The following is a 15,451-nucleotide window of genomic DNA, read 5'->3' on the forward strand; positions in this document are numbered from 1 at the left end:
TGAAAGATTTATATGGTTACACACACACCTGCGTTCGATATTCTATCAAACACAGGTGTGTGCGTTTTTCTTGCAATCGTTCTAAATCCTCACCTATTTTAAAAGCATTCTAATTCCAGTTATAACTATACTTGCCATCCCTATCCCTACTAAAATGAAATAAAACTTCTTCTCTGGATTTCTGTAATATAAAAATCCTCCTATTAAAAGCGCTATAAGCCCACCTACTAGATTAAGTACAAGTAAATCCATAATCGTTCCTCCCTAAATAGATCTTCGAGATATAAGCCTTTGCTATACAAGATACAACATGATCGCAACTTGCTTTCCCCCTTTCGCATGTGGCAAAAAAGGGAGGTATATTACTCTTTTAACTTGTCTGTCAAACTAAACCGCATCCTTTTTTTCAATATCTCGAATTGATAAGTAAGCAATTATAATTCCAACAGCTGCAAAGGCAAGTTGAATGGGAATAGTCATGACCACTGAGAATCCTGGATTATAAGAACAAGCGAATGAAACAACAAGCAATGATGATACAATTGTGATGGGAACAGAATGCTTACGCATCCCGAAATATAGCGGAATTAAACTTGTACCTGCAGCAGCAATTGCAAATGGAATCATATTAATCGATTGCTGCATCCAGTCAGTAAATGTAATAGAGTATGACATAAACGAAAAATATCTATGTAAAACAAAGACAGCACCTGTAACAACCGTATGAGATAACCAAATTGTTATAAATGTCAGTATAGCTATAATGGCTAATTTACTCGTAATAATTTTCTTCCGCTTAATCGGATAAGAGAACATGAGCATGATTGTCTTATTTTTATATTCTTCAATCACTAATTGCGCAAGTAATACTGCTGCAAATACAATAAACGTTGCCCGCACCATTGCCCCTATCAATAAAAATGCATCCTCAGCATTCGTCATAATTACATCCTTTTCCACTTCCTGTATATAGTTCATGAAAATGAATAAGGCTATAATAATGATGTTGGCAACGAGCGCTCCTTTTACATACCAACCAAAGTTTAATTTTTTCATTTCTAGCTTCATGAGGTGTAGCATAATGGACTCTTCCCCCTAGTACGCTTAATTTACTTAAACAAATCCACTTTCTCTATTTTCCTTACAGTCATATAGGCAATCAATAATCCAACACAAGCTAATGTAATAGGAATGAAAACAATATCGTACAATGAAGAATTACCACTTAAGCTAGAGGTTAGTAATGACATAATAATAACCCCGGATACAATCGTTGTCCGCACGGAATACTTTTTCATGCCAAAATATAAGGGAATCAAGCTAATTCCAGTTGCCGCAATAGCATTCATTAATAATTTAGATGCATTTTGCATAAGAATTATCATCGTTAATGGCTCTGCTATGACTGAATAATATATATTTACTATATAAAAGAAACTAAAAATGACAATGTCACAAATAACAATCGAAAGAAATGTAAAGATCATAATAATGAACAATTTTGCAATCATCATTTTTTTCCGATTAATCGGATACATAAACATGACTGTCATTGTCTTTTCTTTAAATTCTTGAATAATAAATTTAGCAATTAAGCTTGCCCCAAATATCATAAATGTTGCTTTCACAAAAATATCAATAAACCGAAAAGCATCATCATAACTTTTAAATTCTCCATCAAGCATGATTAATGTAACAAACCCTAACATAATAAGAAGCGCTATAAAGGCCCCTTTAATGACTGGCCATAATTTGAATTTAACAAGTTCTAACCTTATTAAATTAAGCATGGATTCCCTCTCCATTCATAAGATTTAAGAAATACTCTTCCAATGAACTATTCTTTTTATTGATACTCTCAATTTCTATATCATTCATAATCAATGTTTTCGAAATGGCTTGTTGCGTTGCTGACGTGTCATAAATGCGAATTATATTTTCACTCATAATTTTATAATTTGTCAGGTGCAGTCTATTTTCTAACAGATAAGCTGCTTGTTTCACATCTTGAACAGTGACTTCAATATACTCCGTTTGTTGCCCATTAATACTTTTCATCGAAACTTCTTTTATTAACTTCCCATTTTGAATGACACCAATTGTATCTGCCATTTGTTCCATTTCACCTAAAATGTGGCTAGACACTAACAGCGTAATTCCATATTCTTTACAAAGTATTTTAAATAATTCACGTAACTCTTTAATGCCGATTGGATCTAAACCGTTAATCGGTTCATCTAAAATTAACAACTCTGGTTTTGTTGTAATCGCTCTAGCAATCCCTAATCGCTGTTTCATCCCAAGTGAAAAATCTTTTACTTGCTTATCATCAACATTGTGTAAATTAACAAGATCTAACGCTCGGTCAATTGCTTTCTTGTCATAATACCCCATATATTCGCAGTGTAAATTCAAATTCTCTTTAGCTGTTAGTTTTTCATAAAAAATTGGATATTCGATAATTGTCCCCATTCGCTTTAACACTTCATATGAAGTATTCGTTAATTTCTCACCGAAAATCTCAATTTCACCGCTCGTCGGTTTAATTAAATTCGTAATCATTTTCATAATTGTTGTTTTACCAGCACCGTTCGGTCCTAAAAATCCATATATTTCGCCTTGTTTCACGTGCATATTCACGTTAGAAATCACTTCTTTACCTTGAAACACTTTCGTTAATTGATTCGTTTTCAATACGTACGTCATCTTTCATGCCCCTTTCGCTTCCGTTCTATATTTATATAATAAGCAATGAAATTCTCTTTTTTCTTACCTATTCCTTACAAATTTCTTAAGATAAAAAAGCTTGTAGAATTGCTCTCTCTACAAGCTAAAAATTGATTCTTCTTAACATAACCGTAAACACAGTTTTTTCATAGGGCGTACTAGATAGGTGAATTTCTCCCCCTAATGCTTCTACAAGACGCTTTGTAATCGTAAGTCCAAGTCCGCTGCCTTGATACAATCGATTTCGTGAATCTTCTAATGTGTACATCCGTTCAAATACTTTATCGATATGAGATTCAGATATTCCTTTTCCTTTATCCCATATGTCCACGTACACAAATTGCTCATCACTTCGCAGTGTAATCCCTAATGTTTTTCCGTCTCCTCCGTAGGCAATTGCGTTTGAAATTAAGTTATTCATAATTCTTCCGATAACTTCTGTATTCCCGTGCGCATATATCGGCGTTTCCGGTATATCAATACGAACGTCAAATCCTTGTGTGGTTAATAAATCATAAAATGACAGTATATGTTCCTGACAAATTTCATTCATATAGACCCGTGTCATTACAATCTCTTTATCGCCAGATTCTAATTTGGCAAGATCGAAAAATTTACGAATAAGATCGAGCACTTCTAATGTTTTTGTATGAACTTTTTCTAGTAATACCTTCCGATTGTCTTCACTTATCGTTTTATCTACAGCTAAAATTTCTACATAACCAAGAATAACAGTAAGCGGCGTCTTTAAATCATGCGAAATGTTAGAAAGCATCTTTCTCATAGAAATTTCTAGTTTCGAATGCTTCGCAATTGTTTTTTTCTTTTCATCTAACAAATAATTAATCGCCACTAATAATGACTTCAATTCTTTATCATCCGTCACTACTAATAAATTTTCACTCGTTTGCTTTTCCAAAATCATTTGCAGTTTTTCATATATATAAAGTAAATTCGCACTTCGATTTTTTCCCGTGCGATATTGAAAATAAATGATACAAAGTAATACAAAAATAATTGCTGTTAAAAATGTAACCATTCTATATCACTTCCAACTTATAACCGATACCCCATAATGTCTTAATGTACTGCGGCTGAGAAGGGTCGTCCTCAATTTTTTCTCGCAGCCTTCTCATATGTACATTAATGACATTCTCATCACCGTAATATTCTTCATTCCAAATTAAGCTATAAATTTGCGCCTTCGTAAACACGCGATTTTGATTGGTCGCAAATAGCTTTAATAGCTCGAACTCTTTCGATGTAAGCTTAATAGTTTCGTCGTTTTTTTGAACAGTAAAATTAGCCGTATCAACTTTCAAATTTCCAATCACAATCATGTCATCTTGTACTTGCTGCGGAGCGGAATACGTAGTTGACCGGCGAATTCCAGCCTTCACTCGTGCCGATAACTCAATCATAGAAAACGGCTTACAAATATAATCATCAGCACCAAGCCCAAGTCCTAATGCTTTATCCAAATCCGTATCCTTTGCTGACATAATTAAAATCGGAACAGAGCTCTTTTTCCGAATCCTATTCATCACTTCTAAGCCATCTATTTTAGGCATCATAATATCAAGAATAACTAAATCAAACTGATCTTGTGAAAATTTAGTAAGCCCTTCCTCTCCATCTGAAGCTACCGCTACAACAAACCCCTCTTTCGTTAAATACCCATTCACCATTTCTTGAATAGATATATCGTCTTCTACTAATAAAATTTTATGTTGCACACCATCACCCGTTTTCTTGAAAATTTATACTTATATTGTAATATGATGGTTGAATTCGGTAAACAAAATATACTGAGTCGCTCACATATAACCATGCCCATTCTTTTATACCGATTAGCATGTAGCATCGTTCCTCGTTTCAATTCCTCATATACGAATACAATTACCTTCAAATGGACTTTATTTCTAATAAAATATAATATTCAATAATCTTATCAATCGGACAAGCATACAAGCAAAATAGACACAATGGCATATAATTAAATTACATCCTAAAAGAAAGGAGTTTTATTATTTTTGTCAGCAAAACACTTTAATTCTTATGGGCATCCTGCTCCGACCCCAAAATATCCAAGGGAATCCACTTTATTTACAACAGGAGCTATATGGAGAAACCCCAATACTGATGTCGTGATCGTCACGCTTTTAAATGAGGATTACAACATGCCTCAAACCGTCACTGTATCCGTGTTAGATTGGCAAAACACGTGTAATCCGGCCGAAGTTGCCAAGTCTGCATATTTATGTGGACAAGTCGTCACTCCAACTTTAAACACCACACAAATGATTCAATCTCAGCAAGGAAACAACGTTCAACCGATTCTCACACCGTTCACGTTTACAATTCCTCCTCGTAATCTTCTCGTGATTCACGCAGTTCTCCCAAATTCTTTTCAGCAACCAAGCCCTTTCTACGAAGTACTTGTGACTTCTCAACACGGACCTTCCAAAAGTGTCATCACGAACACATTTGGAATCAATGCTGCGGGTGTTCCGCAAGAAGGAAATACAGTCTTGCATAATCAATTTTCACCTACTCCTGTCACCTCATATGGTCTCCCGCACTATCCTTACGCTCCTCTTAGCCCTGTCACACCATAAGGGAACAGATTATTACAGATCCACAATTTAGAGATACGAGTGAAAAGCCCCTTCAGTTTATACACTGAAGAGGCTTTTTAATAAATACATCGACTACCAATTCGTTTTAACATATTTCCACAATAATTCCTTTACGACAACTTTTCCGCTCTCATATCCCAGTTTCATTTCTTCCCTCAACAATAATATGTTGAAAGGCCTTTTGGTCACCAGCAACCATTCTCTCTAGCCATTCCTGCCATTCTGTTTTGTCCACGGTTAGAACCCCCTCTGTCTCTCGTAAAATAGTCTATATTTCTAGATTCGCTCCATACCTCTTTCTAAGGGGTGTATAACTTCCTACTGTATATAGCGCCATTTTACAAATTCATTACAATCTAATGTTATGTCATCTTGCTATCCATCCCTTTCATAATACCAGCCTTTCCACCATCAATAGATTCAAGATTTTTGTAAATCTTTTCCCTTAAAGTAGTTTTCACTCTTATATTCGCTCTTTTCTGTAAAAAGGTTCAGAATTTTTTCGCGAATATAAAAAATAATGTAAATACTCAATCACTCTATGAAAAAAGACAGCAATCTATATAAATACAAATTGAAAAAATGACATAAAAACCAATTTTTTAGGGGAGGAGACCAGAGCAACTAGCCATGCATAGAGGCAATCAGGGCCTTTTCCTGCCACACGCAAAATTTAAGAACTAAGAAAGGCACCAATCTATATGCTGAAAAACGATAGCATAACAAGGTTTTTGGAAATATTTGTAGAATAATAGTCTGTAATGAAAGAAAAAAGCAGAAAGGAAAATAATTTGAATGGATAAATTGGATTATTTAAAGCAACAAATAAAAGAAAAGTACAAAAAGCATAATGGAGATAGACCCTTTATTCTTGCGATAGATGGTTTAAGTGGTGCTGGGAAAACGACATTCGTACAGCACCTAAAAAATGACTTCGATAATGTAGTCATTATCCATATAGATGACCATATTGTTGAGCGAGCTAAAAGATATCATACAGGGCACGATGAATGGTTTGAATATTATCAGTTACAATGGGATACTACTTATCTAAAAGAACACTTATACGACAAATTGTATCAAAACAAAAAGTATCTATCTTTGCCATTTTACAACAAGGAAAAAGATACATTTACATAGAGAACCATAAATATATCACCTAAAAGTATTGTAATCATTGAAGGTATTTTTCTTTTGCGGGAAGAATGGAAAACATTTTATGATTACGTAGTATTCTTAGATTGCCCTAGAGAGATAAGATACGAGCGTGTACTTCATCGTGATACATACATAGGGAATTTGGAAGAGCGATTAAAGAAATACCAAAATAGATATTGGGTAGCAGAAGATTATTATTTAAAAAAGCAAAAGCCTTTAGAACTTGCTCATTACGTTCAACAACTAGATGGGGCTAATTAATAATGATTTGCTACTCTAAAAAATAAGCGTATTCGAGTTTTATTTCGAATACGCTTATTAATTTGAAGAAAATAAAAAAACAAGTTGAACAGAGCCAAAAAATTTAAAAATGGTGGGAGGTTTTTCATGGACTATCTTCAACCAAACCTGTCGTCGCTCTCCCCTGTTTATTACGCTATTAAAGGTCCACCCTAAATCCCTATAGAACTTCTTATTTACCTATAAGCTTCATTTCTACACTCAACAATGATATGATGGAGTTCACTATGAATGTTTACAATTCAATGTATATAAAAGGAGATTTCATATGTCAGAAAATAAAAAAGTAAGCCTAGCAGATGTAATGCGCGAACAACTTGCGAAGAAAAAGCAAGGAAACGGAAATGGAGCAACTGCTAAAAATCAAAATCAAGCAACGAAGAAGTTACAAAATCAACAAACAAAGAAACCAAACAATCAACGTAGACGCACAGGTGTATAAATGAACGGACAAAAACGCGCAAATATATCGCCTGGTCTCGAAGTTGACATTGTTCTAAAGCAAGATCAGCGTACGGGGAAATTAACACGAGGGATTGTGAAAGACATTTTGACAAACTCACCGTCCCATCCGCACGGCATCAAAGTACGTTTACAAGACGGACAAGTTGGTCGAGTGCAGCACATTGTGTAATAAGAAAAGGAGCTCCTTTTATAACTGAGCTCCTTTTTTGATGTCTTCTATTACTAATTTATAAATCCATTTTAACTTTTCAACGTATAAGTCACTGCTAGCCAAAACAAAAAGTGATCTCCACTTATTTTCTCTCTTTGTTTTAACATTGCACGTGGTAGGAAAAGGCACTGACCGCTTCTACACACGGCCAGATGCTCTCATCCACCTAAAAAGAAAGCGGTTTTTATTTTATCTTCTTAATAAACACAACTTTTAAATAATCACCTTCTGGAAACTGCGAAATAGTCCGGAAGTCCTCTGGTAATGAATGTTCTTCTAACACTTTATACTTGCCATTCATTTCTTTAAATGCTGTATCAATGAAGCCTTTGAACTTTTTCATACCGAAAGTACTGCAATTAGTAGAAGCTACAATAATACCGTTATTTTCTGTAATCGCAATGGCTTCTTTTAGTAGGTTTTTATAATCTTTTGCAGCGCTAAATGTATATTTTTTTGAACGCGCAAAGCTTGGTGGGTCCAGAATGACCATATCAAACTTCAGAGCTTTCTTTACTGCATATTTGAAATAGTGAAATACATCTTCTACGATAATATCTTGCGCTTCGTAATCAACACCGTTTACGCTAAATTGCTCAATTGTTTTACTTAAGCTGCGGTTCGCAAGGTCCACACTTGTCGTCTTTACCGCTCCGCCAAGTGCTGCAAAGACAGAAAACGCACCTGTGTAGGAGAACATATTCAAGACCGTCTTTTCAGCTGCATATTTGTCGCGAATTTGCTTTCTTACATTACGTTGATCTAAAAAGACACCAACCATTGCTCCGTCATTTAAATATACCGCAAAGTTGACCCCATTCTCTTTGACGATAATCGGAAATTCTCCGCGTTCTCCTGTTACAAAATCGTCTTCTTCAATATATTGTCCCTTAGTATCAAAGCGCTTTTTCTGATAGATCGCTTTAAATGTAGTCACATTCTGTAAGGAATCGATAATCTCTTTACTAAATTGATAAATGCCTTCACTGTACCAGCTAATCACGTAATACCCATCATAGTAATCAATGATTAAGCCGCCGATTCCATCACCTTCACCGTTGAACACGCGAAATGCGGTTGTATCTGAATCCTCATAAAAGCTTTTACGTTTACTTAAAGCAGATTTAATCTTCTTTTCAAAGAAGGCTTGGTCGATTTGTTCTTGTTCTTTTCTTGTTAGAAGCCAGCCATATCCTTTATTTTGCTTTCCATAATATCCTGTACCAATAAACTTATTTTTGTCGTCTACAAGTTTTACGATTGTACCTTCTACATTTACATCCTGTAAATTTATAATCGCTTCTTTCGCAATAAGTGGATAGCCACTTTTTAATTCGTTTATGTATTTCGTCTTAACCTTTAAAGTAACTTCTGTTTTCATTACCTATCCTACCTTTCCATTTCAATGCTTTCTAGCTATTAAGAAAGGCCCTATACGAAGTCAGAAGTTTTGTCACAATCTATCTTATGTATGAAACCACTCTATGTTAGAAGCATAAAACAGGGCCGCTTATATAAGTATCACCAATAAACGGTCCCTTCTAACTATACCACGTTATTCTTTTACCCACACAACAAGCTTTTACCCTTTTTTATGAAAAAAATTAGGCGTAAGTACTTGGTTTGGATAAGGCTTATGATAAATGTGCGTTGCTGCAGGAGATACAGGCGGAATTAACCATACCCAGTTCCCTGTTACTAAACGGCCGCATGCTGCTTCTTGCTTTTCAAACTGACTAAACTGTTGCGCTGCAGTATGATGGTCCACAATGGTTACTCCTTGTTTTTTGAAAGAGTGTAAAACAGCTACATTTAACTCAATTAGTGCTTTGTCTTTCCAAAGTGTACTGTTTCTCGACATATCTAATCCCATCATCTCGGCAATAGCTGGAAGCAGATTATAGCGATCATGATCAGCTAAATTGCGTGCACCGATTTCTGTTCCCATATACCAGCCGTTAAACGGAGCAGCCGTATAGGAGATGCCGCCAATTTCTAAACGCATGTCAGAGATCATCGGAACACCGTACCATTTTGCTTCTAAAGAGGAAAATGGATATTCTGGATGCTCTAACGTCACTTCTTTTACATATTCTTCTGGGATTGACTTATACACTGGATCGTTTCCATCAATTGAAAATAAGAGCGGCAGCACATCAAAATGTGTTCCTTTCCCTCTCCAGCCAAGTTCTTGACAAAATGATGAAAATGATAGGGAATGAGAATCGCCGATAATACCTTGCTCAGTTTCATATCCCGCATAGCGGATTAATTGATGGTTATAAATTCGAATTTGATTTTTCTCATTTTGATATTGTTTAAAAATAGTAATCGTAGGTAGGATTTTTCCGTCGTTTGTCGCATATTGAATATGATGAAGCAGCGCCTCATATATCCCTTCTGCATCATTTACATCGCGCGCATCTAATACATGAAGCTTATTCCAAAACAGACGACCGATGCAGCGATTACTATTTCTCCACGCCATTCGCGCCCCGTGAACAAGCTCCTCAAAAGTATGTTCATACGTTCCTGTCATTTGTATTTCAGATTCAATTTGTGATACTCTATTTTGAATTTCATGAGATTTTTCTAGTTCGTTGTAGCAATCTGTAATAAAATTAGTTGCTTCCTCTAGCAGTTTTTTTGTTGTATTCATAGTGTCTCCTTCTATTCCTGTAAACATCTCTATTATACAAAACATCTTCTACCCGTGCCTAGAAAACAGACAATGAAAAAGAACACCAAAAACGGTGTCCTCTTCCTTATTTTGCAAAAAACAGCAAATATATAACCCCAATAATAAAAAACGTTCCGCAACAAGCTAACAATACTTTTGCAAGTTTGTCCATAAACATAGCCGTTTCCCCTTTGCTTCGTTTCCTATTTCAGTTCTACAACTGTAACACCAAGGCCGCCTTCGCCCATATCACCATAACGGAAGCTTTTCACGCCGCGATGTTTTTTCAAATAATCTTGTACACCTTGACGCAGTGCTCCGGTTCCTTTTCCATGAATAATTGAAACGCGCGGATAGCTCGCAAGCTGTGCATCATCTAAATACTTTTCTACACGTGCTAGCGCATTTTCAAAACGTTCGCCGCGAAGATCAAGTTCTAATGAAACGTGATAGTCTCTTCCTTTTACTGCTGTCACGGCTTTTTTCTCAACAGGGTTTGGCGTATTAATGTATTCCATATCGGACTCTTTCACTTTCATCTTCAAAATTCCGATCTGGACGTTCCATTCATTGTCACTTACTTTTTTCAGAAGCTGACCTTTTTGGCCGAACGTTAACACTTTTACTTCATCGCCTGGTCTTAACACTTGTTTTGGCGCTGTGTTTTTCACTTTTGTTTTTTGTTTTTTTACAAGCTCCGGCGCTGCCCCGGCCAGGCGGCTTTTCGCTTCAATGAGCTCATGATCTTTAATATCAGCAAGCTTTGCTTTTCGCAATTGACGAAGTTCACGAATAATTTCTTCCGCTTCTTTGTTCGCCAATTCGACTTTTTCTTCGCCTTCTTTTTGTGCTTTTAGTAATCTTTCATCACGTTCTTCGTTAAATTCGATAATTTGACGTTGCAGTTCTTTATGAAGTTTTTCAGATTGCTTACGAAGCTCTGCTGCTTCATTCCATTCACGCTCAGCGTTCTTTTGGCTTTCTTCCAGCTTCGCTATCATATTTTCTACTTTATTTGATTCTGTACTAATATGACCACGAGCACGGTCAATTACACGATCAGATAATCCAAGCCGTTTTGAAATTTCAAATGCGTTGCTTCGCCCTGGCACACCGATTAACAATTTGTACGTTGGGCTTAATGTGTTTACATCAAACTCCACACTCGCATTAATGACTTGTTCACGATTATAGCCGTATGCTTTTAACTCTGGGTAATGCGTCGTTGCTACAACACGCGCACCGCGGTTATATACTTCATCTAAAATGGAAATGGCAAGTGCAGCCCCTTCTTGCGGATCTGTTCCTGCTCCTAATTCATCAAACAATACTAAACTTTCAAAGTCAGCTTGTTCTAAAATATCAACAATGTTTACCATATGAGATGAGAATGTACTTAAGCTTTGCTCAATCGATTGCTCATCTCCGATATCGGCAAACACATTTTTAAACACACAAATTTCGGACTCATCTAAAACAGGAATATGCAAACCAGATTGCGCCATTAAAATACAAATCCCTACCGTTTTTAATGTAACGGTTTTACCCCCTGTATTCGGTCCGGTAATAACAATTGTTGTAAAGTCTTTTCCAAGCACAATATCGTTTGGCACAACAACTTTCGGATCAATAAGCGGATGACGCGCTTGGCGTAAGTTCATATAACGCTCATTATTCAAAATTGGCTTTGTTGCTTTTACTCGTTTTGCATAGAAAGCTTTTGCGAAAATGAAATCAAGCTCTGCCACAACATCAACGTTCTCTAAGATAATATCAGCTTCAACTGCTACTTCTTCTGTTAACATCATTAAAATGCGTTCCACTTCTTGTTTCTCTTTCACGCGCGCTTCTTGCAGTGCGTTATTCAGTTCTACAATGACTTGCGGCTCGATAAATAACGTTTGACCAGAAGCAGATTGGTCATGAACGATACCACCATATACACCGCGGTATTCTTGTTTAACTGGAATTACATAGCGATCGTTACGAATCGTTACAATTGCATCTGACAACATCTTCTGTGCGTTTGAAGAGCGCGTCATGTTTTCCAACTTTTCACGAATGCGACTTTCCGCTGTGCGAATTTGCTGGCGGATACCACGTAGTTTTTCACTCGCACTATCCACTACTTCTCCGCCGTCGCTAATACAATTTGTAATTTTCTTTTCTAAATTATATAAAGATACAATGCGTGCTACATACGTATCTAAAATCGGCAGTTCCACACCATTTTCAATCATATCTTCAATAAATCGTTTCATCTGGCGACTGCCATACATCGTACTTGCAATATCTAAAAGTTCATGCGGACTTAGCATACTCCCAATTTTCGCACGCTTTACATTTGGACGAACATCAAAAATCCCGCCAAGCGGCACATGTCCTTTTAAACGGATGACTTTCGCAGCCTCATCTGTTGTTTCCTGCATCTCTACCACTTCTTCGTAATCTGTGCTTGGCACAAGCCCTTTTACTTTATCTCGTCCAAGTGAAGAAGCAACGTGTTCAAGTAATTGTTCTTTTACTTTTTCATATTCTAATACACGCAACGTTCGTTCTAACATAGTTGCCCGTCCCCCTTGTATTACTTATTACGCTTAATATAATCTAATAAACGTTCAATATCCCACGTGTTAATAACTGTATCTTTTTGAATCCAACCTTTGCGCGCAGCTGCAGTACCAATTTCCATATCCTCTAGCATTTCAAGCGTATGAGCATCTGTATTAATGGCGATTTTCACACCCGCGTCTTGCGCTTGCTTTAGCAAATTCGCACTTAAGTCTAAACGGTTTGGATTTGCATTTAATTCAAGTACAGTATTTGTTTCTTTCGCAAGCTCAATTAATAGGTCTGTATCGACATCATAGCCTTCGCGGCGACCAATTAAGCGGCCTGTTGGATGCGCAATCATTGTTACATGATGATTTTCAATTGCAGCGCGCAGACGCTTCATAATTGTTTCACGGTCTTGTGAAAAACTAGAATGAATGGCCCCGATCACATAATCAAGCTCTGCTAATACGTCATCATCAAAATCAAGTGTTGCATCTGGTAAAATGTCCATTTCAATGCCTCGTAAAATAGTGATGTCTAGATACTTTGCATTCAGACGTTCAATTTCTTTTCCTTGTTCACGAAGGCGCTCTTTCGTTAATCCATTGGCCACTTTCAAGTACTGAGAATGATCCGTAATCGCCATATACTTATAGCCACGAGCGCGGCATGCTTGTACCATTTCTTCAATAGAAAAAGCACCATCACTCCACGTTGTATGCATATGTAAATCACCTTGAATATGAGAGAACTGCACGAAATTCGGATACTGCTTGGTTAGATCAATCTCTTTTCCATCTTCACGTACTTCTGGCGGGATAAATGGAAGTCCAAAGTGTGCAAAAAACGCTTCTTCTGTTTCGAATGTCTGCACTTCTCCTGTTTCTAAGTTTTCCACGCCGTATTCACTAATTTTCTCGCCTTTATCTTTGGCAATTTGGCGCATTCTTACATTATGGTCTTTTGAACCCGTGAAATGGTGAAGCGTAGTAATAAATTCTTCCGGCTTCACAAGACGGAAATCAATTGAAATATCATACTCATACTGAAGGCGTACAGAAACCTTTGTATCACCACTTGCAATCACTTCAATCATATTATTAAACTGCAGCAAATGCTCGCGTACCTTTTCTGGTTCTGTTGTCGCAATAATAAAATCCAAATCTTTCACTGTTTCACGAACGCGGCGCAAACTTCCCGCACGAGAATAGCGAATAATTTCTGGTATATTCGACAATTTCTTCTCTATTTCCCCGGCAATAGGAATCACCATTGCTATCGGAAGACGTTCTGGCCTTGAACCAACTTGCGCAATAGCCTCTAGTATTTTCTCTTCCGTTTTTTTACCGAACCCAGCAAGTGCTTGCACTTGCTTTTCCTCGCAAGCTTTCTTTAATGTTTCCATATCTACAACGCCAAGTTCTTTATATAACTTCGCGACTTTTTTTCCGCCAAGACCTGGTAATTTCAAAAGCGGTAATAAGCTGCTCGGCACTTCTTTTTCAAGCTCTGTAAGCACTTCTGATGTCCCAACTTCAATATATTCTGCAATAACGGCTGCTGTTCCTTTTCCGATTCCTGGTATTTTCTTGAAATCTTCAATTTCCGAAAGGCTGCGATCATCGCTTTCTAACGCTGCTGCCGCTTTACGAAATGCTGATATTTTAAAAGGATTTTCGCCTTTTAGTTCCATGAAAAGCGCAATCGTCTCAAGTAGTTTAATCACTTGTTTTTTATTTACTTTCATTCTTCTCCCGCCTTCCCATCATAGAAAAAAACTTCTCTTTCTAAAGAAGAGAAGTTATACTTTGCTGCCTGTCTGCCATAATTCCTTAACTTTTTCAGAAAGAATCGGTGTATCATTTACAATTACTTTGCTTATTGTTGATGTATTAAGCGACGTTTGTACTTGTTGAACCGGAAGTACCGTACCGATCACAATTAATACAAACAATATAATATACACTTCTAAAAAACCTAAAATCGCTCCGCCTAATGCGTTAACCTGTTTTACAACAGGGATTTCTGTAAACATATTTAACAGTTGTCCAATCAACGTTAACGCAATTTTTGTAATAATAAATAATGCGATAAACGCAATGGCTTGGTAAAAAACTGTTTCCATGCTATTTGCATCGATCCAATTCGGCACATTTACTTCTTGCTTAAATGGATACGGAATAATTTTTTGCAATGCAGGTGCTAAATCTTTGCAATACCAATATGCTACAAGATAGGCAATAATAAAACTTGCTAATTTTACAAGTTGTAGTACTAGACCTCTTCTTAAACCAAGAAGAAATCCCATAACAAGCAGTAAAATGATTATAATATCAACCATGTTATTCCATTCCTTTTTGTCTCATTCTTTCTTTCAGCTTTTCATTTTCTTCTTTTAATTTTATATAATCATGCACGACATTGACTGCTGTCAACACCGCCAATCGATTTGTGTCAAGCGAAGGATTCTTAGCATTCAGTTCGCGCATTTTATCATCCACAATCGCCGCGACAATGCGTATATGACTTGTGCTTTCATCGCCAACAACTGAATATTGTTGACCGTAAATTTCTACATTAATTCGACTTCGTTTTCCCTTTTGTTGTGACAACTTACTGTCCTCCAATCCCGTACAGAATCCTACAGATTATCATACCATGAAAAAACATCATATGGAAACAGAAACAATAATTCGATATGATAAAAATATAAAT

Annotated in this window: 17 protein-coding genes; 5 read left to right on the forward strand and 12 right to left on the reverse strand. The window is 36.5% G+C overall.

The window, feature by feature from the left end; genetic code table 11:
• Positions 1 to 93: 93 nt before the first annotated feature.
• The 6 genes from H280_RS26025 to H280_RS0105135 all read right to left on the reverse strand — a co-directional run bounded on the left by H280_RS26025 (position 94) and on the right by H280_RS0105135 (position 4,463).
• On the reverse strand, positions 94 to 252 hold the full coding sequence (locus tag H280_RS26025; protein WP_020060040.1) for a hypothetical protein: 159 nt from the start codon (positions 250 to 252) through the stop codon (positions 94 to 96).
• A 135-nt stretch (positions 253 to 387) separates the two neighbouring features.
• The gene (locus H280_RS0105115) at positions 388 to 1,080 is read right to left on the reverse strand and encodes an ABC transporter permease (protein WP_020060041.1); all 693 of its coding nucleotides are present in this window, start codon (positions 1,078 to 1,080) and stop codon (positions 388 to 390) included.
• Positions 1,081 to 1,109: 29 nt separating this feature from the next.
• Positions 1,110 to 1,790, reverse strand: a complete 681-nt coding sequence (locus H280_RS0105120; protein ID WP_020060042.1) for an ABC transporter permease — start codon at positions 1,788 to 1,790, stop codon at positions 1,110 to 1,112.
• The gene (locus H280_RS0105125; protein ID WP_020060043.1) at positions 1,783 to 2,706 is read right to left on the reverse strand and encodes an ABC transporter ATP-binding protein; all 924 of its coding nucleotides are present in this window, start codon (positions 2,704 to 2,706) and stop codon (positions 1,783 to 1,785) included. The genes H280_RS0105120 and H280_RS0105125 overlap by 8 nt, the downstream gene beginning before the upstream one ends.
• 124 nt (positions 2,707 to 2,830) lie before the next feature.
• The gene (locus tag H280_RS0105130; RefSeq protein ID WP_020060044.1) at positions 2,831 to 3,766 is read right to left on the reverse strand and encodes a HAMP domain-containing histidine kinase; all 936 of its coding nucleotides are present in this window, start codon (positions 3,764 to 3,766) and stop codon (positions 2,831 to 2,833) included.
• A gap of 1 nt (position 3,767) precedes the next feature.
• Positions 3,768 to 4,463: a response regulator transcription factor gene (locus H280_RS0105135; RefSeq protein WP_020060045.1), complete on the reverse strand. Its 696-nt coding sequence runs from the start codon at positions 4,461 to 4,463 to the stop codon at positions 3,768 to 3,770.
• A gap of 444 nt (positions 4,464 to 4,907) precedes the next feature.
• On the opposite strand from H280_RS0105135, the gene H280_RS23050 reads away from it, so the two are divergent.
• The 5 genes from H280_RS23050 to H280_RS0105165 all read left to right on the forward strand — a co-directional run bounded on the left by H280_RS23050 (position 4,908) and on the right by H280_RS0105165 (position 7,458).
• The gene (locus H280_RS23050) at positions 4,908 to 5,345 is read left to right on the forward strand and encodes a hypothetical protein (RefSeq protein WP_155894965.1); all 438 of its coding nucleotides are present in this window, start codon (positions 4,908 to 4,910) and stop codon (positions 5,343 to 5,345) included.
• An 816-nt stretch (positions 5,346 to 6,161) separates the two neighbouring features.
• Positions 6,162 to 6,506, forward strand: a complete 345-nt coding sequence (locus H280_RS26795; RefSeq protein WP_020060049.1) for a deoxynucleoside kinase — start codon at positions 6,162 to 6,164, stop codon at positions 6,504 to 6,506.
• Positions 6,507 to 6,560: 54 nt separating this feature from the next.
• Positions 6,561 to 6,785, forward strand: a complete 225-nt coding sequence (locus H280_RS26800; protein WP_020060050.1) for a hypothetical protein — start codon at positions 6,561 to 6,563, stop codon at positions 6,783 to 6,785.
• Positions 6,786 to 7,092: 307 nt separating this feature from the next.
• Entirely contained in the window at positions 7,093 to 7,266 is a 174-nt protein-coding gene (locus tag H280_RS26030; protein ID WP_020060051.1) for a hypothetical protein, read from the forward strand.
• Positions 7,267 to 7,458: a YwbE family protein gene (locus H280_RS0105165; protein ID WP_020060052.1), complete on the forward strand. Its 192-nt coding sequence runs from the start codon at positions 7,267 to 7,269 to the stop codon at positions 7,456 to 7,458. It abuts the gene before it with no gap.
• 226 nt (positions 7,459 to 7,684) lie between these two features.
• Here the strand turns inward: H280_RS0105165 and H280_RS0105170 are convergent, their stop codons facing one another.
• The 6 genes from H280_RS0105170 to zapA all read right to left on the reverse strand — a co-directional run bounded on the left by H280_RS0105170 (position 7,685) and on the right by zapA (position 15,348).
• Complete coding sequence (locus tag H280_RS0105170; RefSeq protein WP_020060053.1) at positions 7,685 to 8,881, reverse strand: class I SAM-dependent rRNA methyltransferase; 1,197 nt, start codon at positions 8,879 to 8,881, stop codon at positions 7,685 to 7,687.
• A gap of 201 nt (positions 8,882 to 9,082) precedes the next feature.
• Positions 9,083 to 10,159: a nitric oxide synthase oxygenase gene (locus H280_RS0105175; RefSeq protein ID WP_020060054.1), complete on the reverse strand. Its 1,077-nt coding sequence runs from the start codon at positions 10,157 to 10,159 to the stop codon at positions 9,083 to 9,085.
• A 224-nt stretch (positions 10,160 to 10,383) separates the two neighbouring features.
• Positions 10,384 to 12,744, reverse strand: a complete 2,361-nt coding sequence (locus tag H280_RS0105185; protein WP_020060056.1) for an endonuclease MutS2 — start codon at positions 12,742 to 12,744, stop codon at positions 10,384 to 10,386.
• A 20-nt stretch (positions 12,745 to 12,764) separates the two neighbouring features.
• The gene (gene polX / locus H280_RS0105190) at positions 12,765 to 14,483 is read right to left on the reverse strand and encodes a DNA polymerase/3'-5' exonuclease PolX (RefSeq protein WP_020060057.1); all 1,719 of its coding nucleotides are present in this window, start codon (positions 14,481 to 14,483) and stop codon (positions 12,765 to 12,767) included.
• Positions 14,484 to 14,537: 54 nt separating this feature from the next.
• Positions 14,538 to 15,077: a CvpA family protein gene (locus H280_RS0105195; protein WP_020060058.1), complete on the reverse strand. Its 540-nt coding sequence runs from the start codon at positions 15,075 to 15,077 to the stop codon at positions 14,538 to 14,540.
• 1 nt (position 15,078) lies between these two features.
• Complete coding sequence (gene zapA, locus H280_RS0105200) at positions 15,079 to 15,348, reverse strand: cell division protein ZapA (RefSeq protein ID WP_020060059.1); 270 nt, start codon at positions 15,346 to 15,348, stop codon at positions 15,079 to 15,081.
• Positions 15,349 to 15,451 lie beyond the last annotated feature (103 nt).

The organism is Bacillus sp. 123MFChir2 (genome assembly GCF_000383235.1).
In the GTDB taxonomy this organism is placed as follows: domain Bacteria; phylum Bacillota; class Bacilli; order Bacillales; family Bacillaceae_G; genus Bacillus_A.

Excerpts from the sequence above, each read along its gene's own strand:
- H280_RS26025 (WP_020060040.1), bottom strand. The coding sequence starts at position 252 with ATGGATTTACTTGTACTTAATCTAGTAGGTGGGCTTATAGCGCTTTTA.
- H280_RS0105115 (WP_020060041.1), bottom strand. The coding sequence starts at position 1,080 with ATGCTACACCTCATGAAGCTAGAAATGAAAAAATTAAACTTTGGTTGG.
- H280_RS0105120 (WP_020060042.1), bottom strand. The coding sequence starts at position 1,790 with ATGCTTAATTTAATAAGGTTAGAACTTGTTAAATTCAAATTATGGCCA.
- H280_RS0105125 (WP_020060043.1), bottom strand. The coding sequence starts at position 2,706 with ATGACGTACGTATTGAAAACGAATCAATTAACGAAAGTGTTTCAAGGT.
- H280_RS0105130 (WP_020060044.1), bottom strand. The coding sequence starts at position 3,766 with ATGGTTACATTTTTAACAGCAATTATTTTTGTATTACTTTGTATCATT.
- H280_RS23050 (WP_155894965.1), top strand. The coding sequence starts at position 4,908 with ATGCCTCAAACCGTCACTGTATCCGTGTTAGATTGGCAAAACACGTGT.
- H280_RS26795 (WP_020060049.1), top strand. The coding sequence starts at position 6,162 with ATGGATAAATTGGATTATTTAAAGCAACAAATAAAAGAAAAGTACAAA.
- H280_RS26030 (WP_020060051.1), top strand. The coding sequence starts at position 7,093 with ATGTCAGAAAATAAAAAAGTAAGCCTAGCAGATGTAATGCGCGAACAA.
- H280_RS0105165 (WP_020060052.1), top strand. The coding sequence starts at position 7,267 with ATGAACGGACAAAAACGCGCAAATATATCGCCTGGTCTCGAAGTTGAC.
- H280_RS0105170 (WP_020060053.1), bottom strand. The coding sequence starts at position 8,881 with ATGAAAACAGAAGTTACTTTAAAGGTTAAGACGAAATACATAAACGAA.
- H280_RS0105175 (WP_020060054.1), bottom strand. The coding sequence starts at position 10,159 with ATGAATACAACAAAAAAACTGCTAGAGGAAGCAACTAATTTTATTACA.
- H280_RS0105185 (WP_020060056.1), bottom strand. The coding sequence starts at position 12,744 with ATGTTAGAACGAACGTTGCGTGTATTAGAATATGAAAAAGTAAAAGAA.
- polX (WP_020060057.1), bottom strand. The coding sequence starts at position 14,483 with ATGAAAGTAAATAAAAAACAAGTGATTAAACTACTTGAGACGATTGCG.
- H280_RS0105195 (WP_020060058.1), bottom strand. The coding sequence starts at position 15,077 with ATGGTTGATATTATAATCATTTTACTGCTTGTTATGGGATTTCTTCTT.